This is a genomic window from Burkholderia sp. FERM BP-3421 (assembly GCF_028657905.1).
Classification (GTDB): Bacteria; Pseudomonadota; Gammaproteobacteria; order Burkholderiales; family Burkholderiaceae; genus Burkholderia.
The window spans coordinates 2,581,078-2,597,024 of the sequence record NZ_CP117782.1; the positions used below are offsets into that span (position 1 = coordinate 2,581,078).

Sequence of the window (15,947 nt, forward strand, 5' to 3'; positions counted from 1 at the left end):
GCCAGGAGCGCCCCTGGCCGGGCGCCCCTAGCCGGGCGCCCCTCTCTGGCCATGGGCCCGGACCGCGCCGCGGCTCAGGCCGCGGCCGGGCTCTCGCGCCGGTGCAGCGACAGCCGCTCCTCGGCCAGCGCGAGCGCTTCCGGCAAGCCGCGCAGCACGACGATGTCGCTCGCGCGCAGCTTGGTGTCCGGGTCCGGCTCGACGCCGCGGATCCCGTGGCGGCGGATCGCCGTCACCTCGAGGCCGAGCGCGTAGAGCCCCAGCTCCTCGAGCGAGCGGCCGACCGCGTCCGCGCGCGCGTCGACCGGCACCGATTGTAGCCGCACCTGCTCGTGATCGTCGTCCTCCGCGTCGTCCGCGCCGTGGAAGTAGCCGCGCAGCAGGCTGTAGCGCGCGTCGCGCATTTCCTCCACGCGGCGCACCACGCGCCGCATCGGCACGCCCATCAGCACCAGCGTGTGCGACGCGAGCATCAGGCTGCCCTCGACGATCTCCGGGATCACCTCGGTCGCGCCCGCGGCGAGCAGGCGTTCGAGATCGGCGTCGTCGACCGTGCGCACGATCACGGGCAGGGTCGGTTCGAGTTCGTGCACGTTGTGCAGCACGCGCAGCGCGGACGGCGTGTTCGCATAGGTGATCGCGACCGCCGCGGCCCGGTGGATCCCGGCCGCGAGCAGCGACTCGCGGCGCGCCGCATCGCCGAACACCACGGATTCGCCGGCCGCCCCGGCCGCCGTGATGCGGTCGGGGTCGAGGTCGAGCGCGACATAGGGGATCCCTTCCTGCTCCAGCATGCGCGCGAGATTCTGGCCGGCCCGGCCGTAGCCGCAGATGATCACGTGGCCCTGCTGCTTGAGGCTCTGGGTCGCGATCCGCGTCATCTGCAGCGACTGCTGCATCCACTCGGTCGACGACAGCCGCATCACGATGCGGTCGGCGTTCTGGATCAGGAACGGCGCGGCCATCATCGACAGCAGCATCGAGGCGAGGATCGCCTGCAGCAGCATGGTATCGACGAGGTGGCGGTCGAGGATCAGGTTCAGCAGCACGAAGCCGAATTCGCCCGCCTGCGCGAGGCCGAGCCCGGTGCGCATCGCGACGCCGGGCGGCGCGCCGAACAGGCGCGCGAGCCCGGTGATCGTGACGCCCTTGAGCAGCACCTGGCCGACGAAGAAGCCGGCGACGATGAACGGATGCTGCCAGATCACGCTCGGGTCGAGCAGCATGCCGGTGGTGACGAAGAACAGGCCGAGCAGCACGTCCCGGAACGGCTTGATGTCCTCTTCCACCTGGTGCCGGTACGGCGTCTCGGCGATCAGCATGCCGGCGATGAACGCGCCGAGCGCGAGTGACAGCCCGAAGCGGTCGGTGATGAACGCGGCGCCGAGCGTGACGAGCAGCAGGTTCAGCACGAACAGCTCCTGCGAGCGGCGCCGCGCGACCACGTTGAGCCAGCGCGTCATGAAGCGCTGGCCGACGATCAGCAGCAGCGCGAGCGCGATCACGATCTTGATCGACGCGAGCCCGAGCGACATCGCGAGATCCTTCGACGACTCGCCGCCGAACGCCGCGATCACGATCAGGAGCGGCACCACCGCGAGATCCTGGAACAGCAGCACGCCGAAGATGTTGCGGCCGTGCTCCGTCTCGATTTCGAGACGCTCGGCCAGCATCTTCGACACGATCGCGGTCGACGACATCGCGAGCGCGCCGCCGAGCGCGACGCTGCCCTGCCAGGTGATGTGCACCCAGCGTTCGAACAACGCGCCGAGCAGCAGCGCGACGGCAATCGTGACGAGCACCTGCAGCAGGCCGAGCCCGAACACGAGCCGTCGCATCGCGCGCAGCTTCGCGAGCGAGAACTCGAGCCCGATCGAGAACATCAGGAAGACGACGCCGAACTCGGCGAGGTGCTCGGCGCGCTCGAGATCGGCGGCAAAGCCGAGCGCATGCGGGCCGACCACGATGCCGACGGTCAGATAGCCGAGCATCGGCGGCAGGTTCAGCGAACGGAACACGACCACCCCCACCACCGAAGCCAGCAGCAGCAGGAGCGTCATTTCGAGCGGGGAAATCACAGGCAAAGCGTCCTCGTTCGTCAGCGGCGCCGCACAACGGACGCCGGAATGGGCCGGAAGAAACAACGGCATGATGGCCGCGAGCGGCCCGGCGCGGCGAACAAACGCCTTTGCTATACTCCGCGCATGATAGCGAAAATCAATGATGACCGGGCGCTCGCGCTCGCCCGCGACGTGCTCGACATCGAGGCGGACGCCGTGCGTGCACTGCGCGACCAGCTCGACGGCAGCTTCATCGGCGCGATGGGCCTGCTGCTCGAATGCCGGGGCCGCGTGGTGGTGTCCGGCATCGGCAAATCGGGCCACATTGCACGCAAGATCGCCGCGACGCTGGCCAGCACCGGTACGCCCGCCTTCTTCGTCCACCCCGCCGAAGCCAGCCACGGCGACCTCGGGATGGTCACCGAGCACGATGTCTTCATCGCCCTTTCGAACTCCGGCGAGTCGGATGAGCTCGTCGCGATCGTGCCGCTCATCAAGCGGCTCGGCGCGAAGCTGATCGCGATCACGGGCCGCCCGGCCTCGAGCCTCGGCCAACTGGCCGACTTCCACCTGAACGCGGCGGTCGCGAAGGAAGCGTGCCCGCTGAATCTCGCGCCGACGGCGAGCACCACCGCGGCGCTCGCGCTCGGCGACGCGCTCGCGGTGGCCGTGCTCGACGCGCGCGGCTTCGGCTCCGAGGATTTCGCGCGCTCGCACCCGGGCGGCGCGCTCGGCCGCCGGCTGCTGACCTACGTGCGCGACGTGATGCGCACGGGCGCCGAGGTGCCGACCGTGGCCATCGACGCGACGCTGTCCGACGCGCTGTTCCAGATCACCGCGAAGCGCATGGGCATGACGGCCGTGGTCGGGCCGGACAACCGGGTCGCCGGCATCTTCACCGACGGCGACCTGCGCCGCGTGCTCGAACGCGACGGCGATTTCCGCCGCCTGCCGATCAGCGAGGTGATGACGCGCGGTCCGCGCACGATCGGCCCCGATCACCTGGCCGTCGAGGCGGTGGAGCTGATGGAGCGCCACCGGATCAACCAGATGCTCGTGGTCGACGCCGCCGGCGTGCTGATCGGCGCGCTGAACATGCACGACCTGTTTTCGAAGAAGGTAATCTGATGGGCGCCACTCCCGCCACGGCAGCCGAGCGCGCGAGCCGCGTGAAGCTGATGATTTTCGATGTCGACGGCGTGCTGACCGACGGCGGCCTGCATTTCACCGCGACGGGCGACACGATGAAGTCGTTCAATTCGCTCGACGGCCACGGCGTGAAGCTGCTCGGCGAGGCCGGCATCGCGACCGCGATCATCACCGGCCGCCGTTCCGAGATCGTCGCCGCGCGCGCGCGCGAGATGCGCATCGGGCACCTGTACCAGGGCGTCGAGGACAAGCGCGCGGCGCTCGCCGAGCTGCTCGCCGCGACGGGCATGACGCCCGACGCATGCGGCTACATGGGCGACGACTGGCCCGATCTGGCCGTGATGCTGCGCTGCGGCTTCGCGACCGCGCCCGCCAACGCACACCCCGAGGTGATCGCGCGCGCGCACTGGGTCGCGGAAGCGCGCGGCGGCCACGGCGCCGTGCGCGAGGTCTGCGACGCCATTCTGCGCGCGCAGCACCGCTACGACGCGCTGCTCGCCGCCGCCTGCGGAGCCTGACGGATGAATCCCCGATTTCGCCTGACCTCGCTGATTCCGCTGGTCGCGATGGCCGCGCTCGCGGGCATCACCTACTGGCTGCTGCAGGCCACGCTGCCGCCGCCCGGCGACGGCGAGGCGCGGCCGAAGAGCCATACGCCCGACTACTTCGCCGATCATTTCTCGGTGACCGAGCTGGACCAGACCGGCACCACGCAATACCGCCTGACGGCGGCCGGGCTCGTCCACTACGAGGACGACGAGTCGAGCGACCTGACGCTGCCGGCGCTGCGCGCGTTCCAGCCGGGCAAGCCGGTCGTGACGACCACCTCGAAGCGCGGCGTGGTCAACGGCGACGTGTCGATCGTCGACCTGTACGACGACGCCCGCATCGTGCGGGCGGCGGGCGGCGGCGATCCGCCGATGCAGGCCGATTCCGAACATTTCCGGGTGCTCGTCAACGACGATGTGATCGAGACCAAAAAGCCGGTTAAACTTCAGCGCGGCCTGTCGGTCGCCACCGCCACCGATGGCATGAAGTACAACAACGTCACCCGGGTCATCGATCTTTACGGCAACGTGCGCGGCATGATCGCCGCCGCTGACACGTCCGGCGGCTCCCATGGCCAACCCAAGTAAACCTCCACGCGTGACTGCATGAACGAATCGTTCCCTTGTTTTTCTGCCGGCCGCGCCCGTCGCGCCGTCCGCGCGTCGCTTGCCGCGGCGCTGATCGCGCTGCCGCTCGCCGGGCTGGCGCCGCTCGCCCACGCCGAAAAGGCCGACCAGGGCAAACCGATCAACGTCGAAGCCGACAACCTCACCTATGACGACCTGAAGCAGGTCACGGTCGCGACGGGCAACGTCGTGATCACCAAGGGCACGATCATCATCAAGGGCGATCGCGTCGAGGTGCGCCAGGATCCGCAGGGCTACCAGTACGCGACCGCGACGATGGCGCCGGGCAGCAAGAAGCATGCGTCGTTCCGCCAGAAGCGCGAAGGCCTCGACGAGTACATCGACGGCGACGCGGAGCGGATCGACTACGACGGCAAGCAGGATCTGACCACGCTGACCACGAACGCGACGGTGCGCCGCCTGCAGGGCCTGTCGACCGTGGCCGACACGGTGCACGGCAGCGTGATCACCTATGACGGCCAGCGCGACTTCTACACCGCGAAGGGCGGCAAGGACGTGGCCGCGCCGGGCAACCCGACGGGCCGCGTGCGCGCCATGCTGTCGCCGCGCAACGGCGGCCCCGCGCCGCTGAACGGCGCGCCCGCGCCGCTCGCGCCGTCGACCACGCTGCAGGGAGCCCCGCAATGAACGCGCTGCCGAATCGCCAGCCGGCCGGCACGAGCAGCTCGCTCGTGGTGCGCAACCTGAAGAAGCGCTACGGCTCGCGCACGGTCGTGAAGGATGTGTCGCTCGACGTGAAGAGCGGCGAGGTCGTCGGCCTGCTGGGGCCGAACGGCGCCGGCAAGACCACCTCGTTCTACATGATCGTCGGGCTCGTGCCGCTCGACGCCGGCGACATCTCGCTGAACGGCAGCCCGATCAGCCTGATGCCGATCCACAAGCGCGCGTCGCTGGGCCTGTCCTACCTGCCGCAGGAAGCCTCGGTGTTCCGCAAGCTCACCGTCGAGGAGAACATCCGCGCGGTGCTCGAGCTGCAGCACAACGACAACGGCAAGCTGCTCAGCAAGGACGAGATCGCGAGCCGCACGGAAGCGCTGCTCGACGAACTGCAGATCGCGCACCTGCGCGACAACCCGGCGCTGTCGCTGTCGGGCGGCGAGCGACGCCGCGTCGAGATCGCGCGCGCGCTCGCGAGCAATCCGAGCTTCATCCTGCTCGACGAGCCGTTCGCGGGCGTCGATCCGATCGCCGTGCTGGAAATCCAGAAGATCGTGAAGTTCCTGAAGCAGCGCAACATCGGCGTGCTGATCACCGACCACAACGTGCGCGAAACGCTCGGCATCTGCGATCACGCGTACATCATCAGCGACGGCAGCGTGCTCGCCTCGGGCGCGCCGAGCGAGATCATCGAGAACGAGAGCGTGCGCCGCGTGTACCTCGGCGAGCACTTCCGCATGTAAGCGGACTGCGCGGGGCGCCCGCCCCGCGGTTTCCCTTTCGGCCGGGGCGCGACGCCCCTGTTGCGGCGCCGCAGCCGATTGCGTCAACACGAATGACGCAACGCGCCGCCCTCGTGGCAAACTGCTGGTATGACTCCCTTTTTGCCATGAAAGCCAGCCTCCAACTTCGCCTGTCGCAACATCTCGCGCTGACCCCGCAGCTGCAGCAGTCGATCCGCCTGCTGCAGCTCTCGACGCTCGAATTGCAGCAGGAAGTGGCGATGGCGGTCTCACAGAACCCCCTGCTCGAGAACGACGACGACTGGATCACGAGCCCGCTGCGCGTCGCGTCGGACGGCTCGCTGATCGCGCAGTCGCCTGCGCAGGCATCGGCCGACATGTCGGGGCAGCCGCCGAACGGTTCGGGCGCGTCCAATGAGCGCCCGGAACGCGACGAGCCCGCCGGTGCCGACGAATACGACGGCTACTCCGACAACGGCGACGCGAGCCCGTGGAATCTCGACGACTTCGGCCGCTCCGCCCCCTCGTCCGATGAAGACGACATACCGCCGCTGCAGGTCCATGAAGCCACGACCTCGCTGCGCGATCACCTGTCCGCGCAGTTGCGCGTGACGCAGGCCGGCCCGCGCGACCGCGCGCTCGTGATGTTCCTGATCGAGTCGCTCGACGACGACGGCTACCTCACCGCGTCGTTCGACGAGATCCTGGCCGACCTGCCCGCCGAACTCGAGATCGACGTCGACGAACTGAACGCCGCGCTCGCGCTGCTGCACAGCTTCGACCCAGCAGGCGTCGGCGCGCGCTCGGCCTCCGAATGCCTGAGGCTGCAGCTGCTGCGGCTGGATCCGTCCCCGACGCGCGTGCTCGCGCTCGAGATCGTGTCGCAATATCTGGAGCTGCTGGCTGCGCGCGATTTCACGCGGCTGCGCAAGCACCTGAAGGCGAACGACGACGAGCTGCGCGACGCGCACACGCTGATCCGCTCGCTCGAACCGTTCCCCGGCTCGGCCTACGGCAAGGCCGAGGCCGACTACGTGGTGCCCGACATCATCGTGAAGAAAAGCGGCCAGAGCTGGCACGCGGAGCTCAATCCGGAAGTCGTGCCGCGCCTGCGCATCAACCATCTTTACGCGAACATCCTGCGCAACAGCCGCGGCGATCCGAGCGCCGGATCGTTGAAGCAGCAACTGCAGGAAGCGCGTTGGCTCATCAAGAATATCCAGCAGCGCTTCGACACGATCCTGCGCGTCGCGCAGGCGATTGTCGAACGTCAGAAGAATTTCTTTGCGCACGGCGAAATTGCCATGCGCCCCTTGGTTTTGCGGGAAATAGCTGATACGCTGGGCCTACACGAGTCGACTGTCTCCCGTGTGACAACAGGCAAGTACATGCTGACCCCGTTCGGGACGCTTGAATTTAAGTACTTCTTCGGATCACACGTGTCGACGGATACAGGGGGCGCCGCGTCATCCACGGCGATCCGCGCCCTCATCAAGCAACTGATAGGAGCCGAAGACCCAAAATCTCCTCTTTCGGACAGCCGCATAGCCGAGCTGCTGGCAGAACAAGGATTCGTGGTCGCGCGCCGCACGGTTGCCAAGTATCGCGAAGCCCTCAAGATCCCAGCGGTGAACCTGCGCAAGTCTCTGTAGCCCGTCGCGCCAGCGGCGGGTATTTTCCGGCCGCCGCGCTGTCGACGGCAAAGGCCGGCCGATGCCTCCGCCGCCTCCGCTGCGCTACGGGGAGGCAGCCAGGTCGACCGGCGCTGCCGCCTCTACGCGGAAGGTGGTCATTAGCTTGGAGAAGCACTATGAACCTGAAGATCAGTGGACACCATCTCGAAGTCACCCCTGCGATTCGCGAATACGTGATCACCAAGTTGGATAGGGTGCTGCGGCATAGCGACCAGGTTATCGATGGCACTGTGATCCTCTCGGTCGACAACCACAAGGAAAAGGACAAGCAGCAGCGAGCGGAAATCAATCTGCATCTGAAGGGCAAGGATATCTTCGTCGAAAGCGCGAACGGCAATCTGTACGCCGCGATCGATCTGCTGATCGACAAGCTCGACCGCCAGGTCGTCAAGCACATGGAGCGACTGCAAACGCACACGCACGATCCGCTCAAGCACCAGCCGGCCGTCGAGCAGATCGAACTGCCGCCGCAATGAAGCAATGAATCACGGCGCTCGAGCGCCATACCGGCCGCCCGCTTAGACGGGCGGTTTTTTTTGCTGCCCGCCCGCAGAGGCATGGGCAGCGCCGCAGCGCACCACGCCGTCTGCTGTGCTCTATAATGTCCCGTTATTACCGGGGGCGTTAAGCCGGCTCGCCGTGCTCTACAAGGTCTCCATCGCCTAACGCCGTCCTAATTGCCCGATATGGAAAATCAGTCCGCCGCCGCGAGGAGACCCCAGGCCGCTCCCTTGCCTGCCAACATGAATCGCCTAGCCAAAATCCTGCCCTTAGAGAACGTCGTCATCGGCCTCTCGGTCACCAGCAAGAAGCGCGTCTTCGAACAAGCCGGGCTGATCTTCGAAAATCAGAACGGTATCGCCCGCAGCATCGTCACCGACAACCTGTTCGCGCGCGAGCGCCTCGGCTCGACGGGTCTCGGTGAAGGCGTCGCGATTCCGCACGGCCGAATCAAGGGGCTCAAGCACCCGCTCGCCGCGTTCGTGCGGCTCGCCGAGCCGATCCCGTTCGAAGCGCCCGACGGCCAGCCGGTGTCGCTGTTGATCTTCCTGCTGGTGCCAGAACAGGCCACCCAGCAGCACCTCGAAATCCTCTCCGAAATCGCGCAGTTGCTGTCCGACCGCGACGCGCGCGAACGCCTGCATACCAGTACGGACCGCGACGAGTTGCATCAACTCCTCACTCAGTGGCAACCTTGAGCTGATCCGGGCGGTTTTTTTTCGCGACCGGCGGCACCGCCCGCCCCCCGGCCACCGCCCGCTGCCGGGCCGGCAGCGCGACCTTCGTCGCGCCGCCGCGGCGCCGGCTCCTTGGAGTGACGGACTCATGGATACGTCCAGCATCAACGCCCAGAGCATCTTCGACGACAACGCCGCCATGCTGAAACTCAGCTGGCTGACGGGGCATGAAGGCTGGGAACGCGGTTTTTCCTCCGACACGGTATCGAACGCGACCTCGAGCGCCGACCTCGTCGGCCACCTGAACCTGATCCACCCGAACCGGATCCAGGTCCTCGGCGAGGCCGAGATCAACTACTACCAGCGCCAGACCGACGAGGACCGCTCGCGCCACATGGCCGAGCTGATCGCCCTCGAACCGCCGTTCCTGGTGGTCGCGGGCGGCGCCGCCGCCCCGCCCGAGCTGGTGCTGCGCTGCACGCGCTCGTCCACGCCGCTGTTCACGACGCCGATGTCCGCGGCCGCCGTGATCGACAGCCTGCGGCTCTACATGTCGCGCATCCTCGCGCCGCGCGCGACGCTGCACGGCGTGTTCCTCGACATCCTCGGGATGGGCGTGCTGCTCACGGGCGACTCCGGCCTCGGCAAGAGCGAACTCGGCCTCGAGCTGATCAGCCGCGGCCACGGCCTCGTCGCCGACGACGCGGTCGACTTCGTGCGCCTCGGCCCCGACTTCGTCGAGGGCCGCTGCCCGCCGCTGCTGCAGAACCTGCTCGAAGTGCGCGGCCTCGGCCTGCTCGACATCAAGACGATCTTCGGCGAGACCGCCGTACGGCGAAAGATGAAGCTGAAGCTGATCGTCCAGCTGGTGCGCCGGCCGGACGGTGAATTCCAGCGGCTGCCGCTCGAAAGCCAGACGGTCGACGTGCTCGGCCTGCCGATCAGCAAGGTCACGATCCAGGTGGCGGCCGGCCGCAACCTCGCGGTGCTGGTCGAGGCGGCGGTCCGCAACACGATCCTCCAGCTGCGCGGGATCGACACGCTGCGCGACTTCATGGACCGGCAGCGCCTCGCGATGCAGGATCCCGACAGCCAGTTCCCGGGCAAGCTCGTGTAACGCGCGCCGGCTCGGCAGCGCCACGCGGGTGCCACGAGCCGGTGCTATGATGAAACGTCAGGATTTACGTCTTCCCATGCGCATTGTCCTCATCACCGGCATTTCCGGCTCCGGCAAATCCGTCGCGTTGAACGCGCTGGAAGACGCCGGCTATTACTGCGTCGACAACCTGCCGCCGCGCGTGCTGCCGGAACTCGCGCGCTACCTGGCCGAGGACGGCCAGCATCGGCTCGCGGTCGCGATCGACGCGCGCTCGAGCGCCTCGCTCGACGACATGCCGGGCCTGATCCGCGCGCTGTCCGTCGACCACGACGTGCGCGTGCTGTTCCTCAATGCGAGCACCCAGGCGCTGATCCAGCGCTTCTCCGAAACGCGCCGCCGCCATCCGCTGTCCGGTTCGCCGTCCCACGACGCGGACGTCGGCCTGCTGTCGTCGCTCGAGGAAGCCATCGAGCGCGAGCGCGACCTGGTCGCGCCGCTCGCGGAATTCGGCCACCAGATCGACACCAGCAGCCTGCGCGCGAACGTGCTGCGCAGCTGGGTCAAGCGCTTCATCGAGCAGAAGAACGACGACCTGGTGCTGATGTTCGAATCGTTCGGCTTCAAGCGCGGCGTGCCGCTCGACGCCGATTTCACGTTCGACGTGCGCGCGCTGCCGAACCCGTACTACGACCACCAGCTGCGCCCGCTCACCGGGCTCGACAAGCCGGTCATCGCGTTCCTCGACGCGCTGCCGATCGTCCACCAGATGATCGACGACATCGAGGCGTTCCTCGTCAAATGGCTGCCGCACTTCCGCGACGACAACCGCAGCTACCTGACCGTCGCGATCGGCTGCACGGGCGGCCAGCACCGCTCGGTGTTCATCGCGGAGACGCTCGCCGCGCGTCTCGCGCGCCAGGCCAACGTGATCGTGCGGCATCGTGACGCGCCGGTGGACACCGACGCGTCGTCGCGGCTCGTCACCTAGCGGGGCCGCCCCTCCTCGAGCGCGCGCCATGTCCTCTCTCTCGACCACTCTCATCGATCTGCCGCTGTTTCCGCTGCATACGGTGTTGTTCCCGGGAGGCCTGCTGCCGCTCAAGGTGTTCGAGGCGCGCTATCTCGACATGGCGCGCGCATGCCTGCGCGACGATGCGCCGTTCGGCGTGTGCCTGCTGCGCAGCGGGCCGGAAGTCGCGCAGGAAGGCGCGGTCTCGGTGCCCGAGACGATCGGCTGCATGGCGCGGATCGTCGAATGCGACACCGGCGAATTCGGCATGCTCTACCTGCGCACGATCGGCACGCAGCGCTTCGAGCTGCTGTCGCACCGCGTCGAGGCGAACGGCCTGCTGGTCGGCATCGCGGAGCCGATGCCCGACGACATTCCGCTCGACGGCGAGCTGACGCTCGCGCAATTCGGCGCCTGCGCGGAAGTGCTCGAACGGATCATCGAGGCGCTGCGCCGGACCGAGCCGGGCGAGATGCCGTTCGTCGAGCCGTTCTGCTTCGACAGCCCGACCTGGGTGGCCAACCGGCTGTCCGAGGTGCTGCCGCTCGACCTGCGCGCGCGGCAGAAGCTGATGGAGTTTCCCGATGTCGGCGCACGCATCGACGCCGTGCACCAGGTGCTGACCCGCCACGGATGGCTGTAGGCGCGCTCAGATCAGGGAGCCGCCGAGACTGTCGAGCAGCTTGCGCACCGGCGCGGGCACGCCGTACGCATCGAGCCCGCCGAGCGGCACCCACGCGGTTTCGTCATCGCCCGCGGCCAACGCGCCGGCCGCGGGCGCCCCGTCCAGTTCCGCGAGCCGCGGCTCGATCTCCAGCTTGAAGTGCGTGAAGGTGTGCGTAAACGACGCGAGCCGCACCAGCGACGCGCCGCCGAACGCGCGCGCGTGCTCGAGCAGCGCCGCGTCGCCGTCGGCCTCGGGCAGGCTCCAGAGTCCGCCCCAGATGCCCGTGGGCGGACGCCGCCGCAATAGCACGGCATCGCCGTCGCGCAGCACCAGCATCCAGGTGCGGCGCACGGGCACCGCCTTCTTCGGACGCGCGGCGGGCAGCTCGCGCTGCCGCCCGCTCGACTGCGCGACGCAGTCGCCCGCGAACGGACACCGCGCGCAATCGGGCTTGCCGCGTACGCACAAGGTCGCGCCGAGATCCATCAGGCCCTGCGTATACGCACTGACGTCGGCTTGATTCGCGGCGTCGGGCAACAGCGATTCCGCCAGCGCCCACATCTCGTTCTCGACGCGCTTCTCGCCCGGAAATCCCTCCACGCCGAACACCCGCGCGAGCACGCGTTTCACGTTGCCGTCGAGAATCGTCGCGCGCGCGCCGAACGCGAACGACGCGATCGCGGCCGCCGTCGAGCGGCCGATGCCGGGCAATTCGGCCAGCGCGTCCGGCGCCGCCGGGAACATGCCGCCGTGCTGCTCGACCACCACCTGCGCGCAGCGGTGCAGGTTGCGCGCCCGCGAGTAGTAGCCGAGCCCGGCCCACAGCGCCATCACGTCGTCGGCGGGGGCCGCCGCGAGCGCCGCGACATCGGGAAAGCGTTCGAGGAAGCGCAGGTAGTACGGCACGACGGTCGACACCTGGGTCTGCTGCAACATGATTTCCGACAACCAGATCCGGTAGGGATCGCGGGTGTTCTGCCACGGCAGGTCGTGGCGGCCGTGCGCGCGCTGCCACGCGATCAGCCTGGCGGCGAACCCGGCATGCAGCGGGGTGACGGGAAACGGAGCGGGGGGAATGCGGGGTGGCTTCAAGTTTTCAACGCTGACAATTCGGACAGTAATAGGTCGACCGCTGTCCCTGCACGATCTGGCGCACCGGCGTGCCGCAGACCCGGCACGGCGCGCCCGCGCGATCGTAGACGAAACAGTCGAGCTGGAAATAGCCGCTTTCGCCGTTGCTGCCGACGAAATCGCGCAAGGTGCTGCCGCCGCGCTCGATCGCGGCGGCGAGCGTCTCGCGCACCGCGTCGGCCAGGCGTTCGTAACGGGGCAGCGACACCCGGCCGGCCGCGGTGGTCGGCCGGATGCCCGCGCGGAACAGGCTCTCCGACGCGTAGATGTTGCCCACGCCGACCACGATGTCGCCCGCCAGCAGCGCCTGCTTCACCGACACGCTGCGCCCGCGCGTGCGCCGATGCAGCAGCACGCCGTCGAACCCCGCCTCGAGCGGCTCGACGCCGAGGCCCGCGAGCAGCGGATGGGTGCGCACGTCGCCCGCGCTGCGCGGATGCCAGAGCACCGCGCCGAAGCGACGCGGATCGCGAAAGCGCAATACAAAATCGTCAAACAACCAATCGATGTGATCGTGCCGCGCGGCGGCGGGCACCTGCGCGAGGTCCGGCAGGATGCGCAGGGTGCCCGTCATGCCGAGGTGGACGATGAACCAGCCGGCGTCGACCTCGAACAGCAGGTACTTGCCGCGCCGCTCGACCCGGAGCACCTCGCGGGCCTCGAGCGTGCGCGCCAGTTCGGCGGGCACGGGCCAGCGCAACATGGCGGTGCGCACCTCGACGCGGCGCACGCGCTGCCCCGCGACGAACGGCTCGATTCCACGGCGCGTGACTTCAACTTCCGGCAACTCTGGCATGGTTCGGTGGTCTGTATCTTGCTGGTAACGATTCTGCGCGTATTGTAGCGGGCGCGTTACAATCGACTGAAACATCGAACGGATTTCCATGACCTTGCCCTCGAAGCTGTTCCAGAAGCGCCGCACCGCACTTGCGCGCGGCCCGCTCGCTGCCCCGGTGCGTCGCGCGATCGGCGCGGCCCTCCTCGCGGCAACGGCGTTCGCCGCCCTGCCTGTGCAGGCGCAGGATCCGGTCCCGGACGACGACGTCGCCGAGGGCCTGCAGATCCCCGCGCTGCCCGAGGAGAAGAAGGATCTCCCGAACCTCCCGCTGACGGCCCAGATCGTCTACCAGGTGCTCGCGGCCGAAGTGGCGCTGCAGCGCGGCCAGCCCGCGCCCGCATACCAGACCTACCTGGCGCTCGCGCGCGACACGCAGGATCCGCGCAACGCGCAGCGCGCCACCGAGATCGCGCTCGCGGCGCAGAGCCCGGCGGATGCGCTCGTCGCCGCGAACCTGTGGCGCAAGTACGCGCCCGATTCGAACCGCGCAGCGCAAGTCGACGCCGCGCTGCTCGTGCTCGGCGGCAAGCCGGCCGAGGCGCAGCCGATGCTCGCGCGCGGGCTCGCGCGCGCGACCGACGATACGCGCGGCGATGCGATCCTCGCGCTGCAGGCGATGCTGATGCGCGGGCCGAACCGCGTGGAAGGGCTCGCCGTCCTTCAGGACCTGCTGAAGAACGACCTGAACCGGCCCGAGGCGCAGCTCGCGCTCGCCCGCCAGCAGCTGGCGACGGACGACAAGGCCGCCGCCGCGCAATCGCTGCGCCAGGCGCTGCAGCTCAAGCCCGACTACCTGCCGGCCGCGCTGATGCTGTCGCAGATGGGGCCGGACGAGCGCGCGGTCGGCATCGCGTCGTTCGAGAAGTACGTGCAGCAGAATCCGAAGTCGCGCGACGGGCGCCTCGCGCTCGCGCAGCTGTATCTCGCAGACGATCGCCTCGACGACGCGCAGAAGCAGTTCGAGGCGATGCGCAAGAACGACTCGAAGGATGCGACGCCGCTGATGGCGATCGCGCTGATCAAGATCCAGCAGAAGCAGCTCGACAACGCGACCACCTACCTGAAGCAGTACATCCAGGTCGCCGAGAAGAAGCCCGGCGCCGATGTCGGCCAGGCCTACATCTATCTCGCCCAGATCGCGCTCGATCAGGACAACGACGCACTCGCCGGCCAATGGCTCGACAAGATCGACCAGACGAGCCAGCACTACGTGCCCGCCCAGGTCACGCGCGCGCAGCTGCTGCAGAAGCAGGGCAAGACCGACGAGGCGCGCAAGGTGCTCGCCGACCTGCAAGTCGTCGATCCGCGCGATGCGGCGGTGATCGCGCGCACCGACGCGTCGATCCTGTTCACCGCGAAGCGTTACAAGGAGGCGTCGGACCGCCTCGCGCAGGCGGTCGAGGATTTCCCGGACGACCCCGACCTGCGCTACGACTACGCGATGGCGAGCGAGAAGCTCGGCCAGTTCACGACGATGGAAAAGCAGCTGCGGATCCTGATGCGCGCCCAGCCGGACAACCCGCAGGCCTACAACGCGCTCGGCTATTCGCTCGCGGACCGCAACCAGCGGCTGCAGGAAGCGAGCAAGCTGATCGAGAAGGCCAGCGCGCTCGCGCCCGATGATGCGTTCATCATGGACAGCCTCGGCTGGGTCAAGTACCGCCTCGGCGACAACGCGAGCGCGACGCGGATCCTGCGGCAGGCCTACGACCTGCAGCCGAACGCCGAGATCGGCGCGCACCTCGGCGAGGTGCTGTGGAAGAGCGGGTCGCAGGATCAGGCGCGCGCGGCGTGGCGCGAGGCCCAGAAGCTCGAACCCGACAACGACACGCTCGTGCAGACGCTCAAGCGCTTCCAGGTCAACGGGCTCTGATGATCGCAGCACCTTCGTCCTTCCGGTTCGCGCCGGCCCTGCGGCGTGCGGCGCTGACCGCCGCCGCCCTCGCGGCCCTCGTGCTTGCCGGCTGCGCCACCCCGCAGCGCCCTCCCACCGCGACGCACGTCCAGGGCGCGCTCGCCACCGCCGCGAACCACGCCTACACGGGCCGTTTCTCGGTGCAGTACAGCGATCAGCTCGGCAACGCGCGCAACGTGTACGGCAATTTCGATTGGCAGGAAGACGGCGACGATGTCTCGCTCGAATTGCGCAGCCCGCTCGGACAGACGCTCGCGGTCGTGAAATCGTCGCCGCGCGAAGCGTCGCTCGAACTGCCGAACCGCCAGCCGCAATACGCGACCGACGTCGGCGAACTGATGCAGAATACGCTCGGCTTCGCGCTGCCCCTCAACGGGCTGCGCTACTGGCTGCAGCCGACGCCCGCGCCCGCCACGCCGGCGACCACCGTGCGCGATCCGGGAAATGCGAGAATCACGCAGATCCGCCAGGACGGCTGGACCATCGATTACGTCGCGTACGCCGACGCACCGGCCACGGGCGTGAAGCGCATCAACCTGGTGCGGCAGGAGCCGCCGCTCGACATCAAGCTCGTGCTCGACCGCTGAACCCGCGCCTTTTGCCTGACTCTT

General features: G+C 68.4%; 16 protein-coding genes. 13 read left to right on the forward strand and 3 right to left on the reverse strand.

Translation table 11 applies throughout. The features are described 5' to 3' along the window. Positions 1–74 precede the first annotated feature (74 nt). Positions 75–2,078 (reverse strand): monovalent cation:proton antiporter family protein, encoded by a 2,004-nt coding sequence (locus Bsp3421_RS27605; RefSeq protein WP_274004378.1) that lies wholly within the window; start codon positions 2,076–2,078, stop codon positions 75–77. A 126-nt stretch (positions 2,079–2,204) separates the two neighbouring features. Here Bsp3421_RS27605 and kdsD point away from each other — a divergent pair, with 126 nt between their 5' ends. From kdsD to Bsp3421_RS27660, 11 genes are all read left to right on the forward strand, one after another. Continuing rightward, a complete protein-coding gene (kdsD, locus tag Bsp3421_RS27610) occupies positions 2,205–3,188 on the forward strand; it encodes an arabinose 5-phosphate isomerase KdsD (RefSeq protein ID WP_273999178.1) in 984 nt (327 codons plus the stop codon). After that, positions 3,188–3,727 (forward strand): KdsC family phosphatase, encoded by a 540-nt coding sequence (locus Bsp3421_RS27615; protein WP_273999180.1) that lies wholly within the window; start codon positions 3,188–3,190, stop codon positions 3,725–3,727. Before kdsD ends, Bsp3421_RS27615 begins: the two co-directional genes overlap by 1 nt. Positions 3,728–3,730: 3 nt before the next feature. Next, positions 3,731–4,345: an LPS export ABC transporter periplasmic protein LptC gene (gene lptC / locus Bsp3421_RS27620; protein WP_273999181.1), complete on the forward strand. Its 615-nt coding sequence runs from the start codon at positions 3,731–3,733 to the stop codon at positions 4,343–4,345. Positions 4,346–4,363: 18 nt separating this feature from the next. Further along, complete coding sequence (gene lptA / locus Bsp3421_RS27625; RefSeq protein ID WP_273999182.1) at positions 4,364–5,032, forward strand: lipopolysaccharide transport periplasmic protein LptA; 669 nt, start codon at positions 4,364–4,366, stop codon at positions 5,030–5,032. Then, complete coding sequence (gene lptB, locus Bsp3421_RS27630) at positions 5,029–5,805, forward strand: LPS export ABC transporter ATP-binding protein (protein WP_273999183.1); 777 nt, start codon at positions 5,029–5,031, stop codon at positions 5,803–5,805. The genes lptA and lptB overlap by 4 nt, the downstream gene beginning before the upstream one ends. Positions 5,806–5,951: 146 nt before the next feature. Beyond that, the gene (locus Bsp3421_RS27635; RefSeq protein ID WP_274004380.1) at positions 5,952–7,457 is read left to right on the forward strand and encodes an RNA polymerase factor sigma-54; all 1,506 of its coding nucleotides are present in this window, start codon (positions 5,952–5,954) and stop codon (positions 7,455–7,457) included. A 158-nt stretch (positions 7,458–7,615) separates the two neighbouring features. After that, positions 7,616–7,975 (forward strand): ribosome hibernation-promoting factor, HPF/YfiA family, encoded by a 360-nt coding sequence (hpf, locus tag Bsp3421_RS27640; RefSeq protein ID WP_273999185.1) that lies wholly within the window; start codon positions 7,616–7,618, stop codon positions 7,973–7,975. A 210-nt stretch (positions 7,976–8,185) separates the two neighbouring features. Beyond that, a complete protein-coding gene (ptsN, locus tag Bsp3421_RS27645) occupies positions 8,186–8,698 on the forward strand; it encodes a PTS IIA-like nitrogen regulatory protein PtsN (protein ID WP_252983355.1) in 513 nt (170 codons plus the stop codon). Positions 8,699–8,825: 127 nt separating this feature from the next. Next, positions 8,826–9,794 carry an HPr(Ser) kinase/phosphatase gene (gene hprK / locus Bsp3421_RS27650; protein ID WP_252983354.1) on the forward strand — a complete coding sequence of 323 codons (969 nt, stop codon included), beginning with the start codon at positions 8,826–8,828 and terminating at the stop codon, positions 9,792–9,794. A gap of 76 nt (positions 9,795–9,870) precedes the next feature. Then, positions 9,871–10,764, forward strand: a complete 894-nt coding sequence (gene rapZ / locus Bsp3421_RS27655; protein ID WP_273999188.1) for an RNase adapter RapZ — start codon at positions 9,871–9,873, stop codon at positions 10,762–10,764. Positions 10,765–10,792: 28 nt separating this feature from the next. After that, complete coding sequence (locus tag Bsp3421_RS27660) at positions 10,793–11,428, forward strand: LON peptidase substrate-binding domain-containing protein (protein WP_273999189.1); 636 nt, start codon at positions 10,793–10,795, stop codon at positions 11,426–11,428. Between the two features lie 6 nt (positions 11,429–11,434). On the opposite strand, the gene mutY is transcribed toward Bsp3421_RS27660, so the two are convergent. Continuing rightward, positions 11,435–12,544 (reverse strand): A/G-specific adenine glycosylase, encoded by a 1,110-nt coding sequence (mutY, locus tag Bsp3421_RS27665; protein ID WP_273999190.1) that lies wholly within the window; start codon positions 12,542–12,544, stop codon positions 11,435–11,437. 4 nt (positions 12,545–12,548) lie between these two features. Continuing rightward, entirely contained in the window at positions 12,549–13,379 is an 831-nt protein-coding gene (gene mutM / locus Bsp3421_RS27670) for a bifunctional DNA-formamidopyrimidine glycosylase/DNA-(apurinic or apyrimidinic site) lyase (RefSeq protein WP_273999191.1), read from the reverse strand. An 88-nt stretch (positions 13,380–13,467) separates the two neighbouring features. On the opposite strand from mutM, the gene Bsp3421_RS27675 reads away from it, so the two are divergent. Both Bsp3421_RS27675 and lolB read left to right on the forward strand, forming a co-directional pair. Continuing rightward, a complete protein-coding gene (locus Bsp3421_RS27675) occupies positions 13,468–15,294 on the forward strand; it encodes a tetratricopeptide repeat protein (protein ID WP_273999192.1) in 1,827 nt (608 codons plus the stop codon). Then, positions 15,294–15,923 carry a lipoprotein insertase outer membrane protein LolB gene (lolB, locus tag Bsp3421_RS27680; RefSeq protein ID WP_273999193.1) on the forward strand — a complete coding sequence of 210 codons (630 nt, stop codon included), beginning with the start codon at positions 15,294–15,296 and terminating at the stop codon, positions 15,921–15,923. The genes Bsp3421_RS27675 and lolB overlap by 1 nt, the downstream gene beginning before the upstream one ends. Positions 15,924–15,947: the final 24 nt, after the last annotated feature.

Coding starts and splice junctions, on each gene's coding strand:
- hpf (WP_273999185.1), top strand. CDS start 7,616: ATGAACCTGAAGATCAGTGGACACCATCTCGAAGTCACCCCTGCGATT.
- ptsN (WP_252983355.1), top strand. CDS start 8,186: ATGGAAAATCAGTCCGCCGCCGCGAGGAGACCCCAGGCCGCTCCCTTG.
- lptA (WP_273999182.1), top strand. CDS start 4,364: ATGAACGAATCGTTCCCTTGTTTTTCTGCCGGCCGCGCCCGTCGCGCC.
- Bsp3421_RS27675 (WP_273999192.1), top strand. CDS start 13,468: ATGACCTTGCCCTCGAAGCTGTTCCAGAAGCGCCGCACCGCACTTGCG.
- Bsp3421_RS27660 (WP_273999189.1), top strand. CDS start 10,793: ATGTCCTCTCTCTCGACCACTCTCATCGATCTGCCGCTGTTTCCGCTG.
- Bsp3421_RS27635 (WP_274004380.1), top strand. CDS start 5,952: ATGAAAGCCAGCCTCCAACTTCGCCTGTCGCAACATCTCGCGCTGACC.
- mutM (WP_273999191.1), bottom strand. CDS start 13,379: ATGCCAGAGTTGCCGGAAGTTGAAGTCACGCGCCGTGGAATCGAGCCG.
- lolB (WP_273999193.1), top strand. CDS start 15,294: ATGATCGCAGCACCTTCGTCCTTCCGGTTCGCGCCGGCCCTGCGGCGT.
- hprK (WP_252983354.1), top strand. CDS start 8,826: ATGGATACGTCCAGCATCAACGCCCAGAGCATCTTCGACGACAACGCC.
- kdsD (WP_273999178.1), top strand. CDS start 2,205: ATGATAGCGAAAATCAATGATGACCGGGCGCTCGCGCTCGCCCGCGAC.
- lptC (WP_273999181.1), top strand. CDS start 3,731: ATGAATCCCCGATTTCGCCTGACCTCGCTGATTCCGCTGGTCGCGATG.
- lptB (WP_273999183.1), top strand. CDS start 5,029: ATGAACGCGCTGCCGAATCGCCAGCCGGCCGGCACGAGCAGCTCGCTC.
- rapZ (WP_273999188.1), top strand. CDS start 9,871: ATGCGCATTGTCCTCATCACCGGCATTTCCGGCTCCGGCAAATCCGTC.
- Bsp3421_RS27615 (WP_273999180.1), top strand. CDS start 3,188: ATGGGCGCCACTCCCGCCACGGCAGCCGAGCGCGCGAGCCGCGTGAAG.